At 44.1% G+C, this 24,864-nt stretch carries 30 protein-coding genes, 1 tRNA gene and 1 riboswitch; of the genes, 9 read left to right on the forward strand and 22 right to left on the reverse strand.

Annotated elements, in window-relative coordinates; translation table 11 throughout:
* Positions 1–4 precede the first annotated feature (4 nt).
* On the reverse strand, positions 5–439 hold the full coding sequence (aroQ, locus tag M1K46_RS10975; protein ID WP_062235061.1) for a type II 3-dehydroquinate dehydratase: 435 nt from the start codon (positions 437–439) through the stop codon (positions 5–7).
* Between the two features lie 67 nt (positions 440–506).
* Complete coding sequence (locus M1K46_RS10980; protein WP_062235058.1) at positions 507–1,007, reverse strand: YqhR family membrane protein; 501 nt, start codon at positions 1,005–1,007, stop codon at positions 507–509.
* A 190-nt stretch (positions 1,008–1,197) separates the two neighbouring features.
* On the opposite strand from M1K46_RS10980, the gene M1K46_RS10985 reads away from it, so the two are divergent.
* Complete coding sequence (locus tag M1K46_RS10985) at positions 1,198–2,148, forward strand: DUF1385 domain-containing protein (protein ID WP_256226023.1); 951 nt, start codon at positions 1,198–1,200, stop codon at positions 2,146–2,148.
* Between the two features lie 12 nt (positions 2,149–2,160).
* Positions 2,161–2,520 carry an SA1362 family protein gene (locus M1K46_RS10990; RefSeq protein WP_234293245.1) on the forward strand — a complete coding sequence of 120 codons (360 nt, stop codon included), beginning with the start codon at positions 2,161–2,163 and terminating at the stop codon, positions 2,518–2,520.
* Here the strand turns inward: M1K46_RS10990 and M1K46_RS10995 are convergent.
* The 4 genes from M1K46_RS10995 to M1K46_RS11010 all read right to left on the reverse strand — a co-directional run bounded on the left by M1K46_RS10995 (position 2,517) and on the right by M1K46_RS11010 (position 7,953).
* Positions 2,517–3,443 carry a patatin-like phospholipase family protein gene (locus M1K46_RS10995; RefSeq protein ID WP_309144583.1) on the reverse strand — a complete coding sequence of 309 codons (927 nt, stop codon included), beginning with the start codon at positions 3,441–3,443 and terminating at the stop codon, positions 2,517–2,519. The genes M1K46_RS10990 and M1K46_RS10995 overlap by 4 nt on opposite strands.
* 76 nt (positions 3,444–3,519) lie before the next feature.
* A complete protein-coding gene (gene mntR, locus M1K46_RS11000) occupies positions 3,520–3,948 on the reverse strand; it encodes a transcriptional regulator MntR (RefSeq protein ID WP_091004697.1) in 429 nt (142 codons plus the stop codon).
* A 273-nt stretch (positions 3,949–4,221) separates the two neighbouring features.
* Complete coding sequence (locus tag M1K46_RS11005) at positions 4,222–6,780, reverse strand: vitamin B12-dependent ribonucleotide reductase (protein WP_053357912.1); 2,559 nt, start codon at positions 6,778–6,780, stop codon at positions 4,222–4,224.
* A gap of 336 nt (positions 6,781–7,116) precedes the next feature.
* Positions 7,117–7,953, reverse strand: coding sequence for a lipoate--protein ligase family protein (locus M1K46_RS11010; RefSeq protein WP_248253110.1), 837 nt, complete (start codon positions 7,951–7,953; stop codon positions 7,117–7,119).
* A gap of 153 nt (positions 7,954–8,106) precedes the next feature.
* On the opposite strand from M1K46_RS11010, the gene M1K46_RS11015 reads away from it, so the two are divergent.
* Positions 8,107–8,484, forward strand: coding sequence for a rhodanese-like domain-containing protein (locus M1K46_RS11015; RefSeq protein ID WP_053357910.1), 378 nt, complete (start codon positions 8,107–8,109; stop codon positions 8,482–8,484).
* A 44-nt stretch (positions 8,485–8,528) separates the two neighbouring features.
* Here the strand turns inward: M1K46_RS11015 and gcvPB are convergent, their stop codons facing one another.
* From gcvPB to gcvT, 3 genes are read right to left on the reverse strand one after another with little or no spacing between them, the layout of a single operon-like run.
* Entirely contained in the window at positions 8,529–9,986 is a 1,458-nt protein-coding gene (gene gcvPB / locus M1K46_RS11020) for an aminomethyl-transferring glycine dehydrogenase subunit GcvPB (protein ID WP_256226024.1), read from the reverse strand.
* On the reverse strand, positions 9,986–11,326 hold the full coding sequence (gene gcvPA, locus M1K46_RS11025; protein ID WP_256226025.1) for an aminomethyl-transferring glycine dehydrogenase subunit GcvPA: 1,341 nt from the start codon (positions 11,324–11,326) through the stop codon (positions 9,986–9,988). Before gcvPA ends, gcvPB begins: the two co-directional genes overlap by 1 nt.
* A 25-nt stretch (positions 11,327–11,351) precedes the next feature.
* Positions 11,352–12,449 (reverse strand): glycine cleavage system aminomethyltransferase GcvT, encoded by a 1,098-nt coding sequence (gcvT, locus tag M1K46_RS11030; protein WP_062235039.1) that lies wholly within the window; start codon positions 12,447–12,449, stop codon positions 11,352–11,354.
* Positions 12,450–12,663: 214 nt separating this feature from the next.
* Positions 12,664–12,749, reverse strand: a riboswitch (glycine riboswitch).
* 167 nt (positions 12,750–12,916) lie between these two features.
* On the opposite strand from gcvT, the gene M1K46_RS11035 reads away from it, so the two are divergent.
* Both M1K46_RS11035 and M1K46_RS11040 read left to right on the forward strand, forming a co-directional pair.
* Positions 12,917–14,614 (forward strand): DEAD/DEAH box helicase, encoded by a 1,698-nt coding sequence (locus M1K46_RS11035; protein WP_062235036.1) that lies wholly within the window; start codon positions 12,917–12,919, stop codon positions 14,612–14,614.
* A complete protein-coding gene (locus tag M1K46_RS11040) occupies positions 14,583–15,380 on the forward strand; it encodes a YqhG family protein (RefSeq protein ID WP_062235032.1) in 798 nt (265 codons plus the stop codon). The genes M1K46_RS11035 and M1K46_RS11040 overlap by 32 nt, the downstream gene beginning before the upstream one ends.
* 35 nt (positions 15,381–15,415) lie before the next feature.
* Here the strand turns inward: M1K46_RS11040 and moaA are convergent, their stop codons facing one another.
* The 10 genes from moaA to comGA form a co-directional block, all read right to left on the reverse strand.
* Positions 15,416–16,432 (reverse strand): GTP 3',8-cyclase MoaA, encoded by a 1,017-nt coding sequence (moaA, locus tag M1K46_RS11045; RefSeq protein WP_305584833.1) that lies wholly within the window; start codon positions 16,430–16,432, stop codon positions 15,416–15,418.
* 85 nt (positions 16,433–16,517) lie between these two features.
* Positions 16,518–16,694, reverse strand: coding sequence for a YqzE family protein (locus M1K46_RS11050; protein WP_082683439.1), 177 nt, complete (start codon positions 16,692–16,694; stop codon positions 16,518–16,520).
* A 17-nt stretch (positions 16,695–16,711) separates the two neighbouring features.
* Positions 16,712–17,239 carry a shikimate kinase gene (locus tag M1K46_RS11055; RefSeq protein WP_062235027.1) on the reverse strand — a complete coding sequence of 176 codons (528 nt, stop codon included), beginning with the start codon at positions 17,237–17,239 and terminating at the stop codon, positions 16,712–16,714.
* The gene (gene comGG / locus M1K46_RS11060; RefSeq protein ID WP_256226026.1) at positions 17,236–17,610 is read right to left on the reverse strand and encodes a competence type IV pilus minor pilin ComGG; all 375 of its coding nucleotides are present in this window, start codon (positions 17,608–17,610) and stop codon (positions 17,236–17,238) included. Before comGG ends, M1K46_RS11055 begins: the two co-directional genes overlap by 4 nt.
* Positions 17,607–18,044: a competence type IV pilus minor pilin ComGF gene (comGF, locus tag M1K46_RS11065; protein WP_053357901.1), complete on the reverse strand. Its 438-nt coding sequence runs from the start codon at positions 18,042–18,044 to the stop codon at positions 17,607–17,609. The genes comGG and comGF overlap by 4 nt, the downstream gene beginning before the upstream one ends.
* On the reverse strand, positions 18,041–18,358 hold the full coding sequence (locus M1K46_RS11070; protein ID WP_256226027.1) for a hypothetical protein: 318 nt from the start codon (positions 18,356–18,358) through the stop codon (positions 18,041–18,043). Before M1K46_RS11070 ends, comGF begins: the two co-directional genes overlap by 4 nt.
* A complete protein-coding gene (comGD, locus tag M1K46_RS11075) occupies positions 18,342–18,788 on the reverse strand; it encodes a competence type IV pilus minor pilin ComGD (protein WP_062235018.1) in 447 nt (148 codons plus the stop codon). Before comGD ends, M1K46_RS11070 begins: the two co-directional genes overlap by 17 nt.
* Complete coding sequence (comGC, locus tag M1K46_RS11080) at positions 18,772–19,077, reverse strand: competence type IV pilus major pilin ComGC (RefSeq protein ID WP_256226029.1); 306 nt, start codon at positions 19,075–19,077, stop codon at positions 18,772–18,774. Before comGC ends, comGD begins: the two co-directional genes overlap by 17 nt.
* Before the next feature lie 15 nt (positions 19,078–19,092).
* The gene (comGB, locus tag M1K46_RS11085; protein ID WP_256226030.1) at positions 19,093–20,130 is read right to left on the reverse strand and encodes a competence type IV pilus assembly protein ComGB; all 1,038 of its coding nucleotides are present in this window, start codon (positions 20,128–20,130) and stop codon (positions 19,093–19,095) included.
* Positions 20,127–21,191, reverse strand: a complete 1,065-nt coding sequence (gene comGA / locus M1K46_RS11090) for a competence type IV pilus ATPase ComGA (protein WP_256226031.1) — start codon at positions 21,189–21,191, stop codon at positions 20,127–20,129. Before comGA ends, comGB begins: the two co-directional genes overlap by 4 nt.
* Positions 21,192–21,314: 123 nt before the next feature.
* Here comGA and M1K46_RS11095 point away from each other — a divergent pair.
* Together M1K46_RS11095 and M1K46_RS11100 are read left to right on the forward strand one after the other, a co-directional pair.
* Positions 21,315–21,389 (forward strand) — tRNA-Gln (locus M1K46_RS11095).
* Positions 21,390–21,524: 135 nt separating this feature from the next.
* Positions 21,525–21,770 (forward strand): DUF2626 domain-containing protein, encoded by a 246-nt coding sequence (locus M1K46_RS11100; protein ID WP_053357895.1) that lies wholly within the window; start codon positions 21,525–21,527, stop codon positions 21,768–21,770.
* 25 nt (positions 21,771–21,795) lie between these two features.
* Here M1K46_RS11100 and M1K46_RS11105 read toward each other — a convergent pair whose 3' ends face one another.
* Positions 21,796–22,809, reverse strand: a complete 1,014-nt coding sequence (locus M1K46_RS11105; protein WP_256226032.1) for an SAM-dependent methyltransferase — start codon at positions 22,807–22,809, stop codon at positions 21,796–21,798.
* A gap of 67 nt (positions 22,810–22,876) precedes the next feature.
* Positions 22,877–23,506, reverse strand: a complete 630-nt coding sequence (locus M1K46_RS11110; RefSeq protein WP_062235007.1) for an MBL fold metallo-hydrolase — start codon at positions 23,504–23,506, stop codon at positions 22,877–22,879.
* Positions 23,507–23,578: 72 nt separating this feature from the next.
* Here M1K46_RS11110 and M1K46_RS11115 point away from each other — a divergent pair, with 72 nt between their 5' ends.
* Positions 23,579–24,061: a hypothetical protein gene (locus tag M1K46_RS11115; RefSeq protein ID WP_256226036.1), complete on the forward strand. Its 483-nt coding sequence runs from the start codon at positions 23,579–23,581 to the stop codon at positions 24,059–24,061.
* Between the two features lie 127 nt (positions 24,062–24,188).
* On the forward strand, positions 24,189–24,371 hold the full coding sequence (locus M1K46_RS11120; RefSeq protein ID WP_053357891.1) for a DUF2759 domain-containing protein: 183 nt from the start codon (positions 24,189–24,191) through the stop codon (positions 24,369–24,371).
* Positions 24,372–24,419: 48 nt separating this feature from the next.
* On the opposite strand, the gene M1K46_RS11125 is transcribed toward M1K46_RS11120, so the two are convergent.
* Complete coding sequence (locus M1K46_RS11125) at positions 24,420–24,728, reverse strand: MTH1187 family thiamine-binding protein (protein ID WP_256226037.1); 309 nt, start codon at positions 24,726–24,728, stop codon at positions 24,420–24,422.
* Positions 24,729–24,864: the final 136 nt, after the last annotated feature.

The following is a 24,864-nucleotide window of genomic DNA, read 5'->3' on the forward strand; positions in this document are numbered from 1 at the left end:
TATTTTAGCTGAACGAATCAAGCAGTGCTAAAACCGCAAGCTCATAGCCCTTGAACCCGAGACCTGCGATCTGTCCGGCCACAACAGGTGCGATGACCGAATGGTGGCGAAATTCCTCTCTTGCATGAATGTTTGAAATATGTACTTCAACAACCGGGATGTTCACACTAGCAATGGCATCCCGAATTGCATAACTATAATGTGTAAAGGCCCCTGCATTTAAGACGATCCCGCCAAATTTACTCTCTGCTTCTTGAATCCAGTCCAGTAAGATCCCTTCATGATTGGATTGCCTGCACTCTACCTTCACGTTTTTTATCTCTCCGAAATGAATGAGCCGCTGTTCAAGAGAAGCCAGTGTGTCATCACCGTATATGGAGGGCTCCCTTGTACCGAGCCGGTTCAGATTCGGGCCGTTAATGACCAGTATTCGTTCCATGATTGGCCCCCTTAAAAAAATAGAATGTTCCATGAACATTCTATCATACAGGTATTTTTTTGAATAGTTAGGTACTTTCCCCGCTTTTTGAAGGTTGCCGTTCCTGATATTCGAAAGATATGGAGTACCCTACGAAAATGCCATACAGAATATACAGGCACAGTGTAGTGGCAATCGTATTTCTTCCTATTTTACCCATCGGTTCCAAGCCTGGAAATATGGGGTGCAGCAAGTAAAAAACGATGACCCAGAGGACAATACCGAAAAAGAGGCCGCCAGCCATACTTTTTACTTTTGCTAGAAGATATCGGTAACAAATAGCAACGAGAATGGAAAGAAGAGAAATGGCAATGACACCGATGAGCTGGCCAAGCCATAGCGACTTCCATTTTCCAAGCGCCCATGGTGCAAGGATGAGCCCTGGTCCAATCTTGGACAAATTAAGGTAGTATGCAAAATAACCGACAAGCCCCCAGAAAAGCCCCCCAAAGAATCCAACACTGACCACCCTGGCCATAAAGGACATCGGTTCTTCTCGCTTATTCTTGTCCTGTTTAAAATCATCCATTGGAAAAAACACCTCCATCTTACAGTATGTCCCGTTTTCTTTCTTTGCTTTCAATAAGTTGAGTTCTATTAATATTCCGTGTTAAAAATGTATAAAATGGGAAAAATAAAGATAACGCACGATAGCCTAGAGGTTTATAGCTTTTTCCTGTAGAATTAAGCTAATAAACATAAAGGGTAGAGGTGTAGAAATGACAGAAAACAAAAAACCGGCATACGGCGGCCAGGCAGTCGTCGAAGGGGTGATGTTTGCCGGCAAGCACACATATGTTACCGCCATCCGCAGGAATGATGACAGTATTGAGTATTTCGAAGTGATTAAGCGCTACAGCCCATGGCTGAACAAGATTAAAAAGGTTCCTTTTCTTCGGGGGATCGCGGCTATTCTGGAGGCCAGTTCAAACGGAACCAAACATTTGAACTACTCTACTGAAAGATATAACGTCCTGCCAGGTGAGGAATTAAAAAAGGAAGAGTCCTCCCCATCCAAAGCGATGTTCGTTTTCAGTCTGGCCATTATTGGCATCGTCTCTTTTCTGTTTGCAAAATTTGTTTTTACCCTAGTTCCTGTTTTTCTCGCAGAAGCATTCAGGCCTTGGGTGCAAAGCCATATCGGCCAAAACCTGCTGGAGGGATTCTTTAAATTTCTTTTTCTCCTATCGTACATTTACTTTGTGTCTTTAACGCCAACAATAAAAAGAGTCTTTCAATACCACGGAGCGGAACACAAAGTAATTAATGCCTATGAGAACGGTTTTGAACTTACCGTTGATAATGTAAAGAAGCAAACCAGGCTTCATTACCGCTGCGGAAGCAGTTTCATACTGTTTACGGTAGTGGTCGGAGTCTTTATCTATCTGTTCGTTCCGTCTGATCCTTTATGGCAGCGGGTCGTTTACAGACTAGTGCTGATTCCGGTAGTCCTCGGTGTTTCTTTTGAAGTTTTGCAGATTACGAACAAACTAAGGAATGTCCCTGTTCTCAAATATCTCGGATTTCCTGGCTTATGGCTACAGCTTCTCACCACGAAAGAACCTGACCGTGAACAGACCGAAGTGGCCATCCTGTCATTTACCGAAATGCTCCGCCGGGATGCCGAACATGAAAAAAGAAAACTCGAAAACAGTACAAAAATCGTTTAATTCTTCAAGGAGGTGAACCTGTTGCATCGAAAATCATTTCATCCAGTCATTTGGGTTATTATCGTGTTGGCAGTAATTGGACTTGGGTCACAATTATTCTTTTCACCTCAAAAGTTAATCACGAATTTGCTCATGATCGGCTTGGTTGTTGCTCTTGTTTATTTTATCTTTCAGCGGTTTCGTCCCGGTGAAAACGGAAAATACAAAAAAGCGGTAAAGCAGTCCAAACGAAAATATAATCAATCTGCCCCACCGATTAAGAAGAGTTCAGCTGCAAACAAACCCGCTCCATTCAAAAAACGTAAAAAAGAACACAACCTCACAGTAATTGAAGGAAAAAAGAATAAGAAAAAAAATCGAGCTTCTTTTTAGGCTCGATTTTTATATGGGGTCCATATTTTTTTTCCTGCCACCCACCGGTTTAAAAACTCTGTTCCCTGCAGATACCCAAAATCCATTAAAGCATTTTTCGTTTCCTCTGCCAGTTCGAAATCAACGACCGAAATTTCCTTTACAGGGATAAAAATAATATCACTCGCATCATACTTGGAAATATGGCGGTTATCATGGGCTTCCATCATCGTCTGAAACAGAGCCTTAAACAAGTTAAAGGCATTGTTCACTTTATGCGTCGGAATATTTCCGTACGATGAACTTAACTGAAACCCAAGGACCGGCCGTTCTGACGTTCGGTCTTTTCGCTGAAACAGCCAAATCGGAAAATTGCTTAAAACACCCCCATCTACAATAAAGCTTTTTTGGCCCAGGCGGTTATAAAGGGTGATCGGATAAAAAAAGTAAGGAATGCTGCAGCTCATCCGTACCGCTCTGGCTACCGGAAACTTTTCTTTCAGCAAACCGTATTCCTGCAGGTCATCAGGCAGAACGACCAGCCTTCCACGGGTAATATCTGAAGCTATAATTTTCAGCGATCCGTCCTGAATATCCGCAAAAGTCTCAATGCCTTTTGCCTTTAAAAGCTCCTTAACCCATCTTTCAAGGGCATCCCCTTTATAAAGACCTAATTTCCAATACACCTTCAGCCAATTCATAAACGGTATGGGCACCCATGATTTCTTTTCATCAAGAAACTGTTTCAAATCGACATTGTGAATAAGATCTTTCAGTTCATCAGAAGTATATCCAGCTGCTACGAGGGAAGCCACGAGCGCCCCGGCACTCGTTCCGGCTACACGTTTGAATTGAAGGCCCCTCTCTTCTGCTGCCTGAATGGCACCTATCAATGATATCCCCTTAATGCCACCGCCTGAGAATACTCCATCCACCATCATCATGAATTCCCCCCTTTATTATCCTAATCACGAGGGGAAGTACAATATTCAACAAAAATAAAAACAATCACAACGCCTGTTATGATTGTTCCTGATTTTTTTGCTGTATCTCTTTTAATGCTTCAACTCTCTGCGGATCTTCCTCAAAATATTGCAAAAGATCCCCGATCCTGTCGATGGCATTCCAGCTTAAATGATGCTCGATTCCTTCTACGTCGTCAAAGATTTTTTCCTGGTCAACACCGATAACTTTTAAAAAGCCTTCCAGTAATTCATGCCGGTAAACGAGGCGTTTGCCGAGTTTTTTTCCGTTTGGCGTTAATACGAATCCGCGATACTTTTCATAGACGAGGTACTTTCCTTTATCCAGCTTTTGTATCATTTTTGTAACTGAGGAGGGATGTACTTCCAGACTTTCAGCAAGATCAGAAACCCTGGCATATCCTTTTTCTTCAATTAACGCATAGATTCGTTCAATATAATCTTCCATGCTGGGTGTTGGGGGCATGCTGTTCCCTCCGATTCATTCTTTCTCTGCTCTGTCTAAAATTTTACTATACAAAAGAAAGGGTGACAAGGCTGTTTGATTTTATATGTAACAGAGTGCACTCTGGGCTCTGCGCTTTCGTGATGAATTTACTGCTTTCGGGCGGCTGAGAAGTTTTTTCGGGCGCCTTAAGAAAATATTCGGCCGGCAGTGGGATTTTGCCTTTCCAGTACTTCCGTCCGTAAAAAAAGAGGCCGACCCGCAGGTCATGCCTCTTTTATAAAAGAACTGTTCTTACAATCCACATTTTAGCTGTGTGTTGCAGTTCGTGCACGTGTTGCAGCCGCCGATTTCTTTTACTTTTCCTTTGCGGCAGACTGGGCATGTATTGCCAACCTCGTTTCCGACTGTAACATCTGTTGAGCGAAGATCGGTAATCGTATCTACAAGTACTACTTTACTTTTTTCTTCTTCCCCAAGGTTCATTTCTGTTTGTTCAAATGACTCCTCAGCCTTCAGCGTTAAGACTTGGGCATCACGGCTTCCGTCCACATACACGGTCCCGCCTTTTGCTCCGCCTTTGTATAAACGCTCATACACTTTTTTCACCTGATCGACAGAATAGCCCTTCGGCGCGTTCACCGTTTTACTTATGGAGCTGTCTACCCAGTTTTGGATCACACATTGCGTATCCGCATGCGCTTCAGGAGACAATTCCATAGCTGAAACAAAGAATTCAGGCAGGTTGTTTTCGTCCGCTTCCGGATTCCGATCCAAATATTCTTTGACGATATCCGCTTTCACTTCAATAAATTTACCCAGTCTTCCGCTTCTGAAGTACGAGAAGGAGAAGTAAGGTTCAAGCCCTGTCGAGACACCAACCATGGTCCCGGTGCTTCCTGTAGGAGCCACAGTTAATAAATGCGAGTTTCTGATCCCGTATTTCAAGATGCCTTGATGGATATCTTCCGGCAGTTTTTTCATATAGCCGGTTTTAATAAAGTTCTCACGAAGCTGTTTCGTTTCTGCTTCTGTCTTGCCCACCAGGAACGGGAAGCTTCCTTTTTCTTTGGCAAGCTCGATGGATGTACGGTATGCGGTAGTGGCGATGGTTTCAAAGATTTTATCCACCATCTTGTTTCCTTCTTCTGAACCGTACATTGTTTCGCAATAGATGAGTAGATCATGAAGACCCATGACACCAAGGCCGACACGGCGCTCACCAAGTGCTTGGATGCGGTTTGGTTCAAGGAAGTAAGGTGTCGCGTCAATTACATTGTCTTGCATTCTAACGCCAACTTCTACTGTGCGCTCCAATTTCTCAAAATCTATCGTTTTGTACTCTTTGTCTGCCATGGTGCCGAGGTTAACAGCAGCAAGGTTACAGACAGAATATGGTGCAAGAGGCTGTTCTCCACATGGATTTGTCGCTACAACCTTCTGCCCATAGGCAACAGCATTGGTCATGTCGTTAGCATTATCGATAAAGAAGATGCCTGGTTCAGCTGAGTAGGTTGCACAAATGTTAATGAGGTTCCAAAGCTCTCTTGCTTTGATCCTTTTATAAACACGGATGCTGTAGCCCTTTTCTTCCCAGACTCTTACATCACCAGCTTCATGCCATTCTTTGTTGTAAGCTCTCATTTCTTCCGGTGTGTAATTTTCAACGTTCGGGAAGCGAAGAGCGTACTCTTCATCATTTTCTACAGCTTCCATAAATTCTTTCGTGATCGTTACTGAGATATTCGCCCCTGTCAGGAATTCGGAATTGTGAACACTGTATGTTCCCCCATCACGCAGCATACGCTCTGCCTCACGGTGAACATCTGCATCAAATCCACCTGTTCCCGGAATCTCCTTGTAACGTAGAATTCCTTCATACATCGCTTTTTCCGTCGGTGTCAGCGGAGTAAATTTAAGCTTGTCCTGAGCGACCTGCTTAATTTTTTCGTCCTCTGTATTTTCGATCAGGTAACGAAGGATTCTTGGGTTTTGCATTTTTGAAATAATAAAATCGATAATGTCAGGGTGCCAATCCGCGAGCATGATCATCTGAGCGCCGCGGCGACTCCCGCCCTGCTCAACCAGATGGGTAAGCTTCGCAATATCATCCAGCCATGATACCGATCCGGATGATTTCCCGTTTACTCCGCGCGCCAGAGCGTTTCTCGGCCTTAAGGTCGAACCGTTTGTTCCTACCCCTCCGCCGCGGCTCATGATCTCCATTACTTGTTTACGATGATCAGAGATTCCTTCTCTTGAATCCTTTACATAAGGCATCACGTAGCAGTTGAAATACGTAACGTCTGTTTCTGCACCGGCACCATATAGAACACGTCCTGCCGGAATAAAGTTCATCTCGGAAAGTTCTTTGTAAAACTTCTCGAAAGATTCCTGACGTTTTTCTTCAGTGGTTTCCACACTTGCTAGCCCTGTCGCATTTCTCTTTGCGATCTGCTCATAAAACACTTCAAGCGGCTTGTCCATCACGTCCAAAGAACGGTTGATAATTCCTGATTCCGCTTCCTCCGGCTTATCAAGGGCAGACTTGAACTCATCTTCTACCCTGACACGCGCAGTTTTCGCTTCCCAATCGATACTGACGATGTATCCAAGTCCTCTCGCAGGGAATTTCGGGTCTTCTTTGACCGTTAATACAACGAAATCTCCTTCCTTTAATGTTTTCCTCTCTGTATCTTTAAAACTGTACCTGTCCAGCATTACAAGACGGGAAACACCTTTATGCGCTGTTTTCATGTCACCTGTTATGGGGTGTACTTGGGGAAATTGTTCAATATCCTTATTCAGCATTTCAATGTTAATTCCTGAAGGGTCATGTACCGCTACTCCCATCATTCTCCTCCTTATGAAAAAATCCAATCTTTTTTCTATATGTTGTATGTAGTTAAGTTACCACTATACTATATATAGGTAAACCTGTTGTCAAAATATTTATCTTGTCAAACTAGAAAAACCAAGCTTTATTAAGAAAAACATAGAATTTGATGTTTTTCCCGCTTCAAATCCCCTCAATTCTACACATTTAAAGATTGAAAAAAATACCAACGAAAGGAACCTTGTAACATCGGGCTTTATTGAACATCCTTGTGGACGGCCCAAAAATTTTTTCTGGCTTGACAAGTGCAAAAAATAAAAACCGAGACAGCCATCGTTGTCCCGATTTCCACCTTATCTTCTAAACGTCCATTCTTTGCTTCTATATCTTGATTCAGCGATCTGTTCTACTTCTTTCTCCTGCTCTTCATTCAAAGTGTACGGCTGCAGATCGAGCTGCAATCCTTCTTCAAACCCGGCATGGAAAGCTTTCTTCGCTTCTTCTTGTGTGACCGGTGTTTCCCTGAGCTGGTTCATGGCTACCGCCTTATTCTTAAAAGCCTTCTGCATCCGCTCACGGACACGTTCACTGGAGTACACAAAAAGATCAAACAGCTTGTCTTCATCCAGATCCAGGAGGATGGAACCATGCTGCAGAATAACCCCTTTTTGGCGGGTTTGAGCACTGCCGGCTACTTTTCTCCCCTCTACCACGAGTTCGTACCAGGAAGGAGCATCAAAACAGACAGCCGAGCGAGGGTTTTTCAATCCCGCCTTCTCTTCCTCTGTACGCGGGATGGCAAAATAGGCGTCCAAACCAAGGTTGCGGAAACCTTGCAGAATGCCCTCGGATATAACCCGGTAGGCTTCCGTCACTGTTTTTGGCATGTTAGGATGCTCTTCGGTAACAATCACACTATATGTAAGCTCCTGATCATGGAGAACTCCGCGGCCTCCCGTCGGACGGCGCACAAAGCCAAGGCCGTATTTTTCAACCGCCTCAAGGTTAATCTCCTTTTCGGCCTTCTGAAAGTAGCCGATGGACAGCGTTGCTGGATTCCAGCCATAGAACCGTATGACCGGTGGAATTTTGCCTTCGCTGTGCCACGTCAGTAATGCTTCATCCAATGCCATGTTATAGGCAGGATCACAGTTTCCTGAATCAATGAATAACCACTTTTCTCTCTCCATATAACTATCTCCTTTTTAGTACCCTACTAGTTTATCAAAACTATGACTCCTGTCAAAACATCAAGTACTGCCAATTTTTTTATATTATTCTTTTGATTCTGGCGGGCTGTGAAGATATAATTGTAGGAGATAGAAAAAAGGAGTGCAAATGAAATGGAATGGATTATCGTTCTTGCTATTTTGGCAGCGGTTCTCGTCTACCTCGTAGTGACCGCGCTGTATCAAAAGAAATATTTAACAACGCTAAGCGAAGAGGAATTCAGAGCTGGATACCGTAAAGCACAGCTGGTTGATGTCCGTGAACCGGAGGAATTTAAAAAAGGGCATATACTTGGTGCGCGAAACATTCCTCTGACACAAATGAAACAGCGTAAAATTGAAATTCGCCAGGACAAGCCTGTCTATCTATACTGCGAGAGCGGTATGCGCAGTGCCAGAGCCGCACAATTCCTGCGTAAAAATAAATATACTGACCTTTCTCATTTGAGAGGCGGATTTAAAAAATGGACTGGCAAAGTTAAATCATCATGATAAAAGGTTCGGGAGTAATCTCCCGAACCTTTTTTATTAGTATTCTACTTTACATAACGTAATACTGGTTTACGGGCAGCCATCGCCTCATCCAGTCTTTTGACAACTGTTGAGTGCGGCGCCTCCTGAACGACTTCTGGAGACTTTTCGGCTTCCTTAGCAATTTGGATCATCGCATCGATGAATTCATCCAGCGTCTCTTTTGACTCGGTTTCTGTCGGTTCGATCATAATCGCCTCTTCTACGCTAAGAGGGAAATAGATGGTCGGAGGATGATAACCGAAATCAAGCAGGCGCTTTGCCATGTCCAGTGTACGTACTCCGAGCTTCTTCTGTCTTCTGCCGGACAGTACAAACTCATGTTTGCAATGCTGTGTGAACGGAAGATCAAAATGCGGCTCAAGCCTTCTCATCAAATAGTTGGCGTTTAGCACCGCATACTCTGATACATTCTTAAGTCCCTTTGGACCCATCGTACGGATATAGGTGTAGGCGCGGACATTTATGCCGAAGTTTCCGTAGTATGGTTTTACTCGGCCGATGGATTGTGGACGATCGTATTCAAATGTGAATCCTTCTTCTTTTTTCACAAGAACAGGTTTTGGCAGGAACGGGATCAAGTCTTTCTTCACTCCAACCGGACCAGATCCAGGTCCGCCGCCGCCGTGAGGGCCTGTGAACGTTTTATGAAGGTTTAAATGCACGACATCAAAACCCATGTCTCCCGGGCGTGTGTAGCCCATGATGGCATTCATATTGGCACCATCGTAGTAAAGTTTTCCTCCGGCTTCATGGACGATAGCCGCCATTTCAAGGATGTGCTCCTCGAAAAGACCGAGTGTATTCGGGTTCGTCAGCATAAGAGCGGCTGTATCTTCCCCTACAACACGGCGAAGGTCGTCAAGGTCAACAAGTCCGCGCTCATCGGATTTAACGGTAATAGAATCAAAACCCGCAACGGTTGCTGATGCAGGATTCGTTCCGTGAGCCGAGTCAGGAACGATGACTTTTGTACGGTGGCTGTCACCATTTGCTTCATGGAAAGCACGGATCATCATTAATCCTGTCCACTCTCCATGGGCACCGGCTGCCGGCTGAAGGGTTACTTCGTCCATCCCCGTAATTTCAGCAAGAGAGGTCTGAAGGTTATAAAGCATCTCCATCGCACCCTGAACAGTTTCTTCGTCCTGAAGAGGGTGGATCTGTGCAAATCCAGGGTATCGTGCCACATCTTCATTAATTTTTGGATTGTACTTCATCGTGCAGGAACCAAGCGGATAGAATCCGGAGTCTACACCGTGGTTGCGTTTAGAAAGAGCCGTATAATGGCGCATAATCTGAAGCTCGGAAACTTCAGGAAGCTCAGCTGACTCTTCACGGACATAATCAGAAGGAATAAGACTATCCAGGCTTACTTCCGGAACATCAAGATCGGGAAGACTGTAACCGACTCTGCCCTCTTTGGACAATTCAAAAATAAGTGCTGTATCATGATTGTTCATTATAGCCCCTCCAATACCGTTGCCAGTTTATCAATCTCAAGCTTAGTACGCAGTTCAGTAACTGCAATGAGCATGTGATTTTCAAGGTCAGGATAATCCCGGCCCAAATCATATCCGCCGATCATCCCGTTTTCAATCAATTCTTTATTGATGGCTTTTACAGGTTTGTTCAGTTTTACGACAAATTCGTTAAAGAAAGGTGCACTAAATGGAACGGAAAGACCTTTTTCTTCAAGAACATTCTTTGCGTAATGCGCTTTCTGGATATTCTGTCCTGCAATATCTCTGATGCCCTGCTTTCCAAGAGCGGTCATGGCAACAGAAGCAGCCAGGGCATTCAATGCCTGATTCGAACAGATGTTAGAGGTCGCTTTGTCGCGGCGGATATGCTGCTCACGAGCCTGCAGTGTCAATACAAAACCTCTTTTGCCGTTCTCATCGACCGTCTGTCCGACGAGACGTCCCGGAACCTTTCTCATCAGCTTTTGTGTTACGGCAAAATAGCCGCAATGAGGTCCGCCAAACCCTTGAGGAATTCCGAAAACCTGTGCATCTCCCACGACAATGTCTGCTCCAAACTTGCCAGGAGGAGTAAGTACTCCCAATGACAGCGGATTACTCGAAACAACGAACATGGCTTTTTCGCTGTGAACAATTTCCTCAATCTCTTTCAATGATTCCACTTGGCCAAAGAAGTTAGGATATTGTACGAGTACACAGGCGGTCTCTCCATCTACCGCTTCTTTAAGCTGATCCAGATCCGTCAGTCCATCCTTTGTTCCCACCTCAACAACTTCGAGAAACTGTCCGTTAGCGTAGGTTTGAAGAACAGCACGGGATTCCGGGTGAACACTTTTGGATACGATAATCTTTTTGCGTTTCGTTTGTCCTGAAGATAACAATGCCGCTTCTGCAAGGGCTGTTCCCCCATCGTACATGGATGAATTCGCTACATCCATGCCTGTAAGCTCACAGATCATCGTCTGGAATTCGAAGATTGCCTGAAGTTCTCCCTGAGAGATTTCGGGCTGGTACGGTGTATAAGCTGTATAGAATTCAGAGCGGAGTGTTACATGGTTTACGATTGATGGTGTGTAATGGTCATAGACACCCGCACCTAAAAAGCTTGGATAGTCTTTCGTATTTTTGTTTTTTTGCGCAAGTCCTGACATGTATTTTACAAGCTCTGGCTCAGAAAAGGCCTTTTCAATCTGAAGTTCTCCTTTAAAGCGGACCTTTTCTGGAATATCTTTGAACAATTCTTCTGTCGATGCTATACCGACAGCTTTCATCATTTCCTTTTTATCTTGCTCTGTCATCGGCAAATAACGAAACGTCATGTGAATATCCTCCCCAGTGGCTAATTTAGCTGCGTTTATAGAACGGCGACTTAACGATAACCGCCTTTAATCGTTTTTGTCTTACTTGTACTTCCACTTCTGTTCCTAATTCAGTAAACTCGCTTTTTATCAGAGCCAGACCCAGATTCTTTTTCAGAGTCGGTGATTGAGTGCCTGTGGTGACTTCTCCGATGCGTTCTCCATCCTTGAAAACTTCATAATGAGACCGTGGAATACCCTTGTCGATCATCTCAATACCCACCAGCTTACGAGGTGCGCCTTCTTCTTTCTGTTGTTTGAGGACTTCCTTGCCGATAAAATCTGCTTCTTTATCCGTTTTTACTGCGAAACCGATTCCCGCTTCGATCGGAGTGATGTCTTTTGTCAGCTCTTGGCCGTAAAGCGCAAGTTTCGCTTCAAATCGCAGCGTATCCCTTGCACCTAAACCGCATGGAAGAATTCCCTCTTCTGCACCTGCTTTGAGGATAAGATCCCAAAGCTTGACTGCAGCCTCAGGACGGCAGTAGATTTCAAATCCGTCTTCACCTGTATAGCCCGTGCGTGATACAAGCGCTCTGTTGCTTTGCAGGTCTACATCATTTTTAAATTTAAAAAAGCCAATGGAGGACAGCTCTGTATCAGTCAGCTTCTGAAGAATCTTCTCTGCAGCGGGCCCCTGCAAAGCGAGCTGAGCTGTAGAATCAGAGATATTGGTCAGCTCAACGCCTTCTGTTACATGTGACTCAAGCCAGTTAAAATCCTTTTCGATGTTGGATGCATTCACAACGAGAAGATAATGCTGATCACTGTGCTTATAGACAAGCAGGTCGTCAACAGTGCCCCCGTTTTCAAAGCACATTATGGTATATTGTGCGCTTCCGTCTTTCAGCTTGGAGATGTCATTGGTGAGCATGTACTGCAAGAAGTTCGTTGCTCCTTCACCTTTCACTTCAAATTCACCCATGTGAGATACATCAAAGAGCCCGGCTTTTGTACGGACTGCCTCATGCTCTTCCCCTATACGGGAAAACTGGACAGGAAGCTCCCATCCGCCAAAGTCGATGACTTTGCCGCCATGGCCCTTGTAAACTTCAAAAAGTGGTGTACGCTTTAATTCCCCCATTACTCTTCCTCCTTTTAATCCATCATTGGTAATATTCAAAAAATTCCAAGTAAAAATCACACAAGTTGATCCGTTGAACAGGATATCACGAAAAAAGGACAGAGAAATACCTTTGCCAGGTATCCCTCTGTCCTTTAACCAGTAAGTTTCTCAGGGGCTTGCCCCTTCGTTTCTTCGTTGGTGGCCGCGTGACCGCGGACGCTCTCCAGAGACGCGTCAAACAAGAGTCTTTTTGCCTGAGAGTTTCGCTCCCGCTTGCTCCTTCGGCGCTACCGAAATAGTCTCTCCTCTTGCTTTCATTCGCAAGTATGTAATTATATTCCATCGTCCATACTAAATATATGTTTTTACCTTGGAAACACATTATTATCCTATCATTATTTCAGTTTAAAAAGCAACGCCATTTTGGGAATCTGTATACCATTACCTATAGGTGCGCTATCCGTACAGAGAAAGGAAAGCAGTAGATGAATCTCAACATTAACTTTAACCGGGACTGGCATGAAGACTTTGTGAAAAGAATGGAAGATGACGGACCCTGGACAAAATGGGAGTTATATAATCTTGCGCTTGAAGCGGAGAAGAACCTGTCAATCCCTGATTTTCTCGGCCTTCAGGCACCGGATCATCTTCCGCAGCTGACATTTCTCCCCCATCAGCTTGAGGTCGCAAAAACGGTCATTGAAAAAATGAACGGAAAAGCCATTCTTGCAGATGAAGTCGGTCTGGGAAAGACCATTGAAGCAGGCTTGATTATTAAAGAATATATGATCCGGGGACTCGCTAAAAAGGTGCTCATTCTCGTACCGGCATCCCTTGTTCTTCAATGGACAGGAGAACTGAATCAAAAATTCTTCATCCCTGCAATAGCGCAGAAAAAATCCTATGTGTGGGAGCAGTGTGATGTTGTCGTCTCATCGATTGATACGGCAAAAAGGCAGCCCCACCGGGACATCGTACTCAATCAGGATTACGACATCATTGTCATTGATGAAGCACATAAACTTAAAAACAAAAATACGAAAAACTATGAATTCGTACAGCATCTGAAGAAAAAATTCTGTCTGCTGCTTACCGCCACACCTGTACAGAATCGGGTGGAAGAGATTTTTAACTTAGTGACTTTATTGAAACCCGGACATCTTGGCAATCAGGAGAATTTTGATAAAGACTTCCGCAACGATAAACATTCACTGAAAAATGAAGAGAAGCTAAAACAGCTCGTCAATAAAGTTATGGTCCGGAACCGCAGAGAAGAGACCGGCTTAAAATGGCCGAAACGGCTGGTCAAAACGATTCCAATCACACTCTCTGAGAGTGAGAGAGACTTGTACAATAGCATCTCGGATCTTAAAGAGCAGCCAAACTTTAATAGAAGCAAGTTCTCGATCCTGACATTGCAGCGAGAGGTATGCAGTTCAAGAGAAGCCTGCTTTCTCACTTTAAAGAACATGCTACAGAAAGATGCCGGAAACTTCGCTACTGAACAGACCATTCTCCCATTGATGAAAAAGATTGAGAACGTTTCACAGAATTCAAAAGCACTGCAAACACTGGAACTGATTCAGTCCATTAAAAATAAAGTTATAATTTTTACGGAATATAGAGCGACACAGCTATATTTGCAATGGTTTCTTCAGCAGCATGGCATCTCCTCCGTCCCTTTTCGGGGAGGCTTTAAGCGAAGCAAAAAAGACTACATGACCCACTTGTTTAAAAACCATGCACAGGTTCTTATTGCCACTGAAGCAGGTGGCGAAGGAATCAACCTCCAATTTTGCCAGCACATCATTAACTATGATCTTCCCTGGAATCCTATGCGCATTGAACAGCGGATCGGGCGTATACACCGCATTGGACAAAAAGGAGACGTTCATATTTATAATTTCGCGACACAGGACACCATTGAAGAACGAATCTTAAACCTTTTGTATAATAAGATCAATTTGTTTGAAAGTGTAATAGGTGAGCTTGATGAGATCCTTGCAAAATTCGAACTGAAAAACATCGAAACTTATATCTCGGATATCATGCTGAACTCGGAAAGCGAAGGAGAAATAAAAGTAAAAATGGACAATCTTGCCGCTCTTATTAATCTGGACGGAGGCATTAAAAAGAAAGGATGGGAAGAGCATGCAGCAGCACGAGATTCATCATTTTCTTGAACGTTATTTTGAATCGAACGACTGTATCGTAGAGGAAAAAAATCATAGTTACATGAAGATCCAGCTCACCGTTGAGCTGGATAAACTGCTGATGAACCGGCCCTTTTACTGGCACTATCTAGAGAAAACAGGCGGAACACCGAACCCGATGGCTCTTACTCTCATCACAGGCCAGCAGCATCCCCCCGACGCAAATGGGGAGTTTATTCACTTCGGTTCACCGAGGCTGCATCAGATTTTTGCCTCCACCAAGAAACTCGGTTCGTTCATCCGCATGTACGAAGCGATCCGCCAGGACTCCGGGCAGAACATCCCCTTAAATCCATGGCTCTGTGTGAATTTAAAAACCTCCTATCAATGTGACCGTAAAAAAGATATGATCTCTTCTTACGGCATTCATTTGATTACCGGGAAAATAGAAAGCAACTTTCATGAACAGCTTCGTTCACTTCCTCTTACCCGGAAAATCCCGGATTTCTGCTACACACTGTCTCCCTTCATCCGTCCGGTGAGCGGATTAAAACGAATCGAAGCAATCGTTGAGCAGCAAATACATGAAGATGATCACAGCTGGGCGGAGGATGCCGAAAACAGGTGGCGGGAGGATGAAGAACTATTGGATCGGTTTTATGAGGATGAAATCGAAAAGCCGGAATATTATCAGGTAGAAAAAGAGGCACTCCGTACGCAATACGAACCGAAAATTACCGTGGACATCATAAATGGCGGGCTCTTTTATTTGTCTGATACCTTTCTGTCATCATGAACACCAAAAGAATAGTGCAAAAAAAGGGGCTATCTTTAGCCCCCGATATATGACATTTCAATTTTTTCCTTCTTGCCTGCTCCATCTCTTCTCTCATCAGAATAGCGGTCGCTCCGGTTTTCCCAAAGATTTGTGATCATGTTATCAAGGTCAACTTTTGTTGCGCCTTCACGAAGTGGTGTCTTAAAATCCATTCCCTTCGAAGCAAAGAGACAAGTGAACACCTTTCCATCTGCAGAAAGCCTTGCCCGTGTACAGGATGAACAGAAAGAATCACTTATTGAAGAGATGATGCCAATCTCATTTTCCCCATCAGCATATTGATAGCGGGAAGCTACCTCCCCGTAATAATTTTCAACTGCCGGGAGAAGAGGAAGTTCAGTTTGAATGGCTTTAAGAATTTCTTCCTTTGTAACTACTTCCTTCATGTTCCAGCCGTTCGTTGTGCCGACATCCATAAATTCAATGAACCGCAGGATGTAGGGGGTTTTTTTAAAATAGGCTGCCATCGGCAAAATTTCCTGATCGTTAACACCTTTGCGGACCATCATGTTGACTTTGACTTTAAGTCCGGCTTCGTGGGCTGCCTTCATCCCTTCTAAAACAGGATCGATACCCAGCCCTCTTCCATTAATTCTGCCAAATAGTTCGGAATCCAGAGAATCAAGGCTTACAGTAACCCGGTCCATTCCTGCCTTCTTTAAGTCATGAGCGACACGGGGCAGAAGCACGCCATTGGTCGTCAGAGCAAGGTCCTTCAGACCGTGCAGCTGATTCAACCGGCCGATCAGTTCCGGGAGGTTCTTCCTCATAAGAGGCTCACCGCCCGTTATTCTCAGCTTCGTTACACCCAAGGAGATGAAGCGCTCGGCAATCGTTACGATCTCATCGAAGCTCAGCAGCTCTGTTTTTTCTAAGAATGGATAGTCCCCGTCAAAGATTTCTTTCGGCATACAATAGGTGCAGCGAAAATTGCATTGATCAGTGACTGAGATCCGCAAATCTTTAAGCGGTCTTTTCAGCCGATCATAAATCCCATTTTCTATAGCCATCTATACCACACTTCTTCGTTTAAATGATAGTTCAACATTATCATACTTCCAGTAGATTGAAAAATGATAAGAACAAAAGGGAACTTCACTTCCGGCGCTTCTTGAACATCAATCCCAGAGAAAAAGGGACCATGCCAAAAAGCGAAACGAGCACAGGCTGTTTTCGTTCCGCTTTTTGCTGTTTTAACATTTGTTTTTCCTCTGGAGACCTGCTCATTCTCTTAACGATTGCTTCAATGACAAACTTAAAATAGGTATTCATAAGATGACATCACCTTTTTATTGTTTGTCACCAGTTTGCCCGAAATCGGAACGACCTAACCTCGCTGTAATTTCTTCGACCGTTTCTTCTGGCTCATATCCCCCGGTCTCGAGTACCCAATGGCAATCACGGTAAAGAGGAAGCCTCCTATCGTACAGCTTCTCCATCTCTATCTTTTTTTCATGATTGAACAATGGCCGGCTTCTGTCTTCTTTCAGTCTCTCAAAAATGGTATCGAGCGGGCAGCTTAGAAAAATAACAAACCCCTTTTCCAGCATGTATTTCCGGTTTTCCGCTGAAACGGCCATTCCTCCGCCCGTCGTAATGATCGCATCCTGCTGAGGAAGTTCAGGAAGGATAGAAGCTTCATAGCCCCTGAACACTACTTCTCCATGAACTGCAAAGATTTCTGCCACTTTTTGATTGTATTTTTCTTCAATGTAGTGATCGGTATCAACGACCGGCAAGTCTAATCTCTTGCCGAGCAGCGAACCGATCGTGGTTTTGCCGGATCCCATGAATCCTGTTAAAAAAATCGGTTTCAACTTGCACCCTCCACCCACTTCGTAATGCTTTTAGTCTCGCTATTATAATATATAACCACGCTTTTTGTCTGATGGTTTCGCAAACTTGCCGATATTTTTATTTCCATTGCAGGAGGCTGCCCTGTGGACACCACGCAATCCACCACTCCATGGTCGAACGCAAACCGGCCGGCTGGATTCTTATTTTTCTTTATGCTGTTAATCGCATCCCGGCTGGACTTCTCGATCATTGCATCCAGCTGTAACCGTCCCCTCTGTGCGTCAATGAACTGTTTCTCACCGATAAAAATGAGAAGCTGATGTGCTGCCAGCATCGAGAAGATAAGACAAAAAACGAGAACCGTGGGGAAAATATATCCTCGGCTATTCAAGAATTCACCAGAACAATTTCTGCCTGTCTGGCAAACACGCGTTTATAGACATGGGAGGCTGTGTCAGTGATGGATACCGTAACCAGCTGGCCAGTTACAGAAGGGCGAAAACGCTTTACAGAAAACAGCCAGATTTCATATCCTTGTCCATTGATCTGCTTTCGTATCCGGTTTTGATAGAAGGAATAGGTGACGGACTGTCCAGAAGAAGTGGTTAAGGTCAGTTTCTCTTCGCTTGCTTCCGCATTAACCGCTTCCCTTATGGCCTGACCGATCGCTGAATAAAAAGATTCCAATTCTTCCATTGAGACACCGCTTTGCACCGGAGGCGAAAGTACTTTTATGAGCAGCGGTGCAAAGCCCGCCAGCACGATAAAGATGGACAGCGCCACCATTGCTTCAACGAGCGTAAACCCTTTTTGGCTAACCTTCATTGTTTAACAACATCACATTCACGATAGGCTCTTCCATTCTTCCCCGTAAATTCAATGCAGATCCTCCCTTCTTTCTTCTTCCATTGAAAATCTGCCGTACGTCCACGGATTATGGACGTCCCCCCTTCATCATCATTTCCGAATTCAATCAGTTTGTTAGATAAAAGCTCTAAAGCCTCCCTGTCTTGCTTAAGAGTGAAGCGTTCTGTATAAAGGGTGTGCAAGACCGGGCTAACTCCGCTAATTACGATTAACAAGACACTTAAGGCGAGAAGTGCTTCAAGCAAATAGTAACCTTTAGAATCTTTCAGCATAGAACCTGCCTTTTCCCAACAGAAATACCACCTTATATCTGCCAGCATCTGTTTTGATAATCATCGTCCCTGAAGTACTGATGTTTCCTATTTTATTGTACGTAATCTTCAAGGACATCGTTGCAGATTCAAATTGAATCTGCTTTGGGAATTTAACATTCTTATACACTTCGTTCATGCCGGTGGTAATAATATACCGGTTCTCACCCGGGAAAATATGCAAATGGACTAGCTTTTGCTCGTTTATCGCTGTTCGCTGTGTAAAATACAAGTCGCGCTTGAATTGCTCCAGAAAAAAATGTACTTCCCTTCCTTTGTAGTATTTCTGAAGTGAGGCGCAGGCAACACTTAATAGGATACTCCCGATCGAAAGAACGATGATCAGCTCCAGCAAGGTATAGCCGTTGATCCGTTTAATCTGCCGTTTCAACGACCGTTCCGCCTTTTAATTCCAGCGCGTTTCCGTTCGGACATTTGACCGTATCCACATACCCTTCCGCCACCAACGTATCTAAATCCGTCAATTTTTCTTCTTTATCGGCTTCATAAGCACCTACCTGGCCCTGAACCAGATCCAGTGTTGCCTTGCATCCGAGATTTTTAGCGACGCCAAGGTTTTTTGCCATGCTCGGCAGCGCTATTAAAAGCAATACAGAAATGATGAGGAGAACTATCATCATTTCGATCAGCGTGAAACCTTTTTCGTTCATATCTTTCATCCTAACTCTCCTTAATTATTGAATGGAATCCATCATTTTAAACATAGGCAAAAGCATCGAAACAAACATGACAAGAATCATGACCCCTATGAATAGAAACAGTACCGGCTGAACCACAACGATGTACTTTGCCATTTTTTCTTCTGCATAAGCGAGCAGTATTTCACTGTAAGCAATCAATTCTTTACCGAGCATTCCGCAGGATTGTCCATGAGCAATAATCATAGACAGCTCAGGAACAAAGTAGCGCTTTTGAGCAACGATATCTTCAAATCTTAGCCCGTTCACGAGCTCTTGTTTCATCAAAGCAGCCTCTGTTCGAAAAAATCGCATGTATTGATTTTGTTCGAGGATCTTTAACGCCTCATTGATCGCCAATCCTCCTTTTAGCAGGCTGCCCAGCTGAATAGAAAATTGATGGGTGATCAGGACAGGAAGTGTTCTTTTTACAATGGGGATTCTTAAGAGCAGCGAGATGCGTTTGGAAGGAGAAATTTTTTTCATTACAGCGATATACGCTGCAGCAGCCGTGACAGTAAACGCAGCAAACAGAAAAAAGAGGAAAGGAACTTTCTTCATTATGGAAATCATTACGATTGTAAAATAAGGGAAATTGATGTCTAAAGAGGAGTACAAAGATAAAAAGTGGGGGATCAGCAAGCGAAACATGATGAAACATATCGACAAAACGACAGCAAATAAGAATATCGGGTACCTTGTCGCTTTAATGAATCGTTCTTTGATTTCTTCCCTCTTCTGCAGCATTTTGGCACCTTCCATGACACTGAAGCGCAAATCACCATGTTTTTCGGACAACTCAAGAAAACCGAGCACATCGCTTGAAAATCTCTCTCGTGCCAATGCTTCATGAAGGGAGTATCCTCTTTTCAGGCAATCATACACCCGGTGAAGACCGTCTTGCATCCAGCGGTTCTGATGCAGCTTAAGTATTGCAATTGCTTTTGGGAGTGTGTAGCCCTGTTCCAGCAGCCTGCCAAGGCGCATCAAAAAAGCTCCCTGCTGTTTGTTCGACCAGTTCCTTCCCTTTTTCACAGCCTGTCCACCCCCCATCTCTCAAGGCTATGGGCAGGCAGAAATCCTAGAGCAATGCCTTGTTTTATAAAATGATTCAATGTTCTCTCACCATCCGGCCGATTCGAGTTGCCCCGAATCCACTCTATACCTTTTTCCAGCCCGGATCCTGACAGCAGTTCGAATAAACCCATTCTTTTATTTTTTCTTCTCATAAAACAATTAGTGTCGCACACTTCACCGCAATAGGGGCAGCGCAGCGAAATCAACCGCTGAGCAACAATGCCGAGCAGTGTTTGTTCAAGTTCCTGAATGGTCAAACCAAATTCGATCAACCGGAATAAACAGCCTAATGCGTCTTCTGCATGGACTGTCGAAAGCACTAAATGCCCCGTCATTCCGGCCCGGACCACGAGCTTGGCTGTAGCTTCATCCCTGATCTCACCGATCATGATAACATCGGGATCATGGCGAAGGAGTGATTTAAAGCCTTCCCCATACGTAATTCCTGCTTTTTCATTCACTTCCATCTGCAAAAACAGATCGACTTTCTTTTCCACGGGATCTTCGAGTGTTAAGATATGGCGGGTATACAAGGATTGGATATGCTGAAGAAGAGAATACATGATGGTCGTTTTTCCTGAACCGGTCGGTCCTGAGAAGAGAATAAGGCCGCTGGCACGCCGCAATAGGGGGGAAAGTCCTTCGAGTGAGTGCGGAAACAGGGCTAAGGATTGAAATTCTGAAGGATGGGTCTGGGGAAGCAAGCGGATGACGAGGCTTTCATGAAAGGCAGTAGGCAGTGTGGAAAGCCTGAGATGAAGGAGATGGTCTTTGATGGTAACATCCATCGAACCGTCCTGTGGCCTGCGGCGTTCACCGATGTCCATACCAGCCTTAAATTTGAAATGGGAAACAAGTCTTTCAAAAATTACATAGGCTAATTCTTCTACCTGATGAAGTTGGCCATCGATCCTGAACTGGATCAGGCCTTTTTCCCTCTTGGGGACAAAATGAATATCTGAAGCATTGGTTCTTGCTGCGAGTTGGAGCAGTTCATCACTTTTCTTTTCAATGGGCAACGCGTTATCACCTTCTTTCTTAACTTAAAGGTAACTTTACGACATAATCTGCTAAATCCCTTCAAATAATTTACACTTTCTTGCATAAAATTTTCGACACAACCCATACTAAAATTATTCCGATGGGCTATAGCCAAGTGGTAAGGCAACGGACTTTGACTCCGTCACTCGTTGGTTCGAATCCAGCTAGCCCAGCCATCTTTTACGAAGAACACCTGCCATGTGTTCTTTTTTTGTTTTTCCAAATCCAGTTAGAATGGCATTTACAATCCAGTAAAAATTCATATATAATACAGAGGGAATGAGTTCTTCGGTGAAAAGGGAGGGATACATATGGCAAGAATGTACAAGGTCTTGGGCTTTTGGACTGGGATTATCGCAGTAATGGCCTATCTTGGGGACTTAACCAACATGGCACTGTTGTTTTTGGGCCAAACTATTTTATTTGTTTCACTAAGCTACTTAAATTTATCTGAGCGTATGTATATTTACATTTTTGGAGCTTATCTAACAGTCTTTTTTGTCGGTTTTACATACTGGACAACGTTCATGATGACTCCCGGAGCGGGCGGCCATTAAAAAGAAAAAAGAAAACGGTTGCCGTTTAACGGCAGCCGTCTTTTTTTTGGATTAGAACTTGAAAATAAGAGCTGATGGAGTTCTCCATGATCAGGGAACGGATCGCTCTGTTCTTCTTATGCACAGGTGAGAACGGATCTTGGCTGCCAGTATCGCGCAGATGATCTAGAATCCCGTTCTCCAGAAGAAAATCTGTCTGCTTTTGAAAATCATCCGCCCGGAATCCTGCTATTTTACCGATCGTTTTTACACTGTCCCAATGAACATGAGACGTTAGGTCCATCTCCCCGGGGAATTTCAGCGGATCGTTGATTTGCTGATGACGAAAATAACCGCGCAGACTCCCGTTTAAAAGATGGGGCATGTCCCACTCTTCCCTCGTATATCCGTAATCGACGAGCACTACTGCTCCGTTTTCAACCCATCCATAAAGATCGTTAAGCCAGTGTGTCATAGCCAGCGGAACCTCGATGGTCTGCCCGATGGAAAGCCCTCCGAGGTGTTCTGCGATCCACATGCCGAGTTCTGCATTAACCAATGGTTGTTCCTGCTCTACCAGGTTTCCTGTCTCATCTATGGATACCATGATTTCAGTCATACCTGTTTTTTCCTGTTTAACAACATGAACAGGCATCGCATCAAGAAGTTCATTGGCAAATAGAATCCCTTGAAAAAATGGGTATTCAGCCTTCATGTCTTCAAGAGAAAAATAATGGATGAAACGGTCCTCAGAAAGCTTGTCCTTTACTTTTCGTGCATGATAAGGACTCGACTCAACCACGATATATTCCAGATGCGGATAACCATTGGCCTCCCATTCATGGAGGACGCTTTTGGCAAACCTGCCGTCCCCTGCTCCGATCTCACAAAGAATAAAAGGTAGCTGCTGTTCCTGGAACATTCGATAAAACGCGTTTGCCCAAACGGCTCCAAAAGCATCGGCAGCTGCACTGCTCGTATAAAAATCCCCGTTCCTTCCAATCTTCACCCGCTCGTTTTGATAATAGCCCATTTGAGGAGCATACAGAGCCAGTCTCATATATTCCTCATAGGATATGACCTGGTTTGGCGAGTTTTTTATCTTCTCCCTGATCAAAGAGAGCATTTTAAAAACCGCTTAAGAAAGGATTGGAATCCATTTCGGCGCCAATTGCTGTCTCCGGTCCGTGGCCCGAAAGAACCATCGTTTCTTCAGGAAGGTTCAAGAGCTTGTCATGAATGCTCTTCAAGAGCAGCTCCTGATTCCCGCCATATAAATCTGTCCTTCCGATACTTCCTGCGAAAAGAGCGTCTCCTGAGAAGACCGTTTCCATGCTTGAAACATAATAAGATACACTGCCAGGAGAATGTCCTGGAGTTTCCAGCACCTGCAGGGAAATGCTGCCGATCTGCAGCTCTCCTTCCTCCGTGATCAGATGGTCTGCTTTTTTTGCTGTTATATCCTGCATGAAATGAGCGGAACCGTTCTTGTTCGGGTCTTCCAGCCAGTCCTTTTCCTTTTTATGGACATAAACAGGAATCTGCCATTTTTCCCTTACATCGTCTACAGCACCAATATGATCAAAATGGGCATGTGTCAGCAACACAGCAAGCGGCTTTACCCCTCGTTTTTCAACCAAGGAGATAATCTTTTTGCTCTCGCCGCCCGGGTCAAAAATGATCCCTTCCTTTTTTTCATTCCATAAAACATATGTATTCTCCTGAACTGGTCCGACAGTCAGCCGTTCCCATTTCATATGTATCCCTCCATTGCAATCTATTTCCCCCTATTTTACACTAAAATTAAAAAAGATGCGGAGGAGATGGCTTTGTCGCTTTGTTATGGAGTTGAGATAAAACCGGTTTCTAAAAAACACCCTGCTGCTGCAGCCCAAGTTGTCAGAAAGACAGCCGAACTGGCCAATGTGTTCGACCGGAGCGGAGAGATCATTATTGTAAAAACGATGGAAGAAGCTCTTGCACTAAAAGCCTATTATGAAACGCAGAACTATTTCGAAGAGTTGCATCCCCTTTACTCTCCAGAATCCTTCCAGCCTACAGACCGCTTTTGGGACTATGGATTCCGATCAGCTTCTCAACACTTTTACCTCTTTGAAGACACTGTTCTATCCTTCACGATAAACGGAGGTACCATCCAGGAGATCAGCATGGCCCTGTTTCAGCTCGACGAACATTTAATTGGGACAGAACAACGGGACCACAGCTCAAAGTACTTCGTTGACAAAGAAGAAAAAGAACTGATCGAAAAATATGCAAGTGCTTACAATATTGCCATTACAGTCCAATCTTAATAAAATGGAGACTGTACAAAAGTTAACAAAACAAGTAAAATAGTACAAGGCAGTACCCGGATTTTTTGCTATACATAGGGAATTCAGTATTTAAGTAGATTACTCCAGAGTAAGGGGGGCATAGGATATGGCTTTAGCCATTATTTTCGCAATTGTTACAATTTTTGCTGCTCTAGGTTTACTGCGGTCATTAAAAATTAAGAATATGTTAGGTTCTGGTTTTGCGTTTCTTACATTTGCAGTATTTGGCTGGTTTACCATCATGACCTTTATCGATTTGTTCACAGGCGGAGGCTCTACAGGCCACTAAACCCAACAGCAAGAAACCATCCGCGAAGTATCGCGGATGGTTTTTTATTTACCCTTGCATTTTGTTCCGTACGCTTTCCAGTTTGGATTTCATCGTAGATTTCTTGTCTCTTCGATCATCAATGCGGATATTTGTAGCCACCCGCTGTATGCCCTCCTGAAAGGGCGCTTCATGCATTTCTTTGATGACGTTTAATAAAACATCCAGCTCCCCTTCTACAATGGTGTTCATCGAAGTCAGTTCGTAGTTAATCTGATCATTATATTTTTCAAGAACACGCTGTATTCCTGCAACATATGTACTGACACTCGGGGATTCTGTCCCGATCGGGATAACCGTAATGTCTATAATAGCCATAATAACCTCCTGAGTTAATAGAATCGAGAATACTAACAGTGTACCATGATTTAACCCATAAGAAAAAACCAGCGCCTAGTGAAGTGCCCCCAATTGTTAGTTTGGACTCACAATTGGGGGCACTTCTTTTATGGCT

The organism is Fictibacillus sp. WQ 8-8 (genome assembly GCF_024494405.1).
GTDB lineage: Bacteria > Bacillota > Bacilli > Bacillales > Fictibacillaceae > Fictibacillus_C > Fictibacillus_C marinisediminis.

What these genes read in the sequence shown, in the direction of transcription:
- aroQ (WP_062235061.1), bottom strand. Translation starts at nt 439, where the DNA reads ATGGAACGAATACTGGTCATTAACGGCCCGAATCTGAACCGGCTCGGT.
- M1K46_RS10980 (WP_062235058.1), bottom strand. Translation starts at nt 1,007, where the DNA reads ATGGATGATTTTAAACAGGACAAGAATAAGCGAGAAGAACCGATGTCC.
- M1K46_RS10985 (WP_256226023.1), top strand. Translation starts at nt 1,198, where the DNA reads ATGACAGAAAACAAAAAACCGGCATACGGCGGCCAGGCAGTCGTCGAA.
- M1K46_RS10995 (WP_309144583.1), bottom strand. Translation starts at nt 3,443, where the DNA reads ATGATGATGGTGGATGGAGTATTCTCAGGCGGTGGCATTAAGGGGATA.
- mntR (WP_091004697.1), bottom strand. Translation starts at nt 3,948, where the DNA reads ATGCCCCCAACACCCAGCATGGAAGATTATATTGAACGAATCTATGCG.
- M1K46_RS11005 (WP_053357912.1), bottom strand. Translation starts at nt 6,780, where the DNA reads ATGGGAGTAGCGGTACATGACCCTTCAGGAATTAACATTGAAATGCTG.
- M1K46_RS11010 (WP_248253110.1), bottom strand. Translation starts at nt 7,953, where the DNA reads ATGGAGAGAGAAAAGTGGTTATTCATTGATTCAGGAAACTGTGATCCT.
- M1K46_RS11015 (WP_053357910.1), top strand. Translation starts at nt 8,107, where the DNA reads ATGGAATGGATTATCGTTCTTGCTATTTTGGCAGCGGTTCTCGTCTAC.
- gcvPB (WP_256226024.1), bottom strand. Translation starts at nt 9,986, where the DNA reads ATGAACAATCATGATACAGCACTTATTTTTGAATTGTCCAAAGAGGGC.
- gcvPA (WP_256226025.1), bottom strand. Translation starts at nt 11,326, where the DNA reads ATGACGTTTCGTTATTTGCCGATGACAGAGCAAGATAAAAAGGAAATG.
- gcvT (WP_062235039.1), bottom strand. Translation starts at nt 12,449, where the DNA reads ATGGGGGAATTAAAGCGTACACCACTTTTTGAAGTTTACAAGGGCCAT.
- M1K46_RS11035 (WP_062235036.1), top strand. Translation starts at nt 12,917, where the DNA reads ATGAATCTCAACATTAACTTTAACCGGGACTGGCATGAAGACTTTGTG.
- M1K46_RS11040 (WP_062235032.1), top strand. Translation starts at nt 14,583, where the DNA reads ATGCAGCAGCACGAGATTCATCATTTTCTTGAACGTTATTTTGAATCG.
- moaA (WP_305584833.1), bottom strand. Translation starts at nt 16,432, where the DNA reads ATGGCTATAGAAAATGGGATTTATGATCGGCTGAAAAGACCGCTTAAA.
- M1K46_RS11050 (WP_082683439.1), bottom strand. Translation starts at nt 16,694, where the DNA reads ATGAATACCTATTTTAAGTTTGTCATTGAAGCAATCGTTAAGAGAATG.
- comGF (WP_053357901.1), bottom strand. Translation starts at nt 18,044, where the DNA reads ATGAAGGTTAGCCAAAAAGGGTTTACGCTCGTTGAAGCAATGGTGGCG.
- M1K46_RS11070 (WP_256226027.1), bottom strand. Translation starts at nt 18,358, where the DNA reads ATGCTGAAAGATTCTAAAGGTTACTATTTGCTTGAAGCACTTCTCGCC.
- comGC (WP_256226029.1), bottom strand. Translation starts at nt 19,077, where the DNA reads ATGAAAGATATGAACGAAAAAGGTTTCACGCTGATCGAAATGATGATA.
- M1K46_RS11100 (WP_053357895.1), top strand. Translation starts at nt 21,525, where the DNA reads ATGGCAAGAATGTACAAGGTCTTGGGCTTTTGGACTGGGATTATCGCA.
- M1K46_RS11105 (WP_256226032.1), bottom strand. Translation starts at nt 22,809, where the DNA reads ATGAGACTGGCTCTGTATGCTCCTCAAATGGGCTATTATCAAAACGAG.
- M1K46_RS11110 (WP_062235007.1), bottom strand. Translation starts at nt 23,506, where the DNA reads ATGAAATGGGAACGGCTGACTGTCGGACCAGTTCAGGAGAATACATAT.
- M1K46_RS11120 (WP_053357891.1), top strand. Translation starts at nt 24,189, where the DNA reads ATGGCTTTAGCCATTATTTTCGCAATTGTTACAATTTTTGCTGCTCTA.
- M1K46_RS11125 (WP_256226037.1), bottom strand. Translation starts at nt 24,728, where the DNA reads ATGGCTATTATAGACATTACGGTTATCCCGATCGGGACAGAATCCCCG.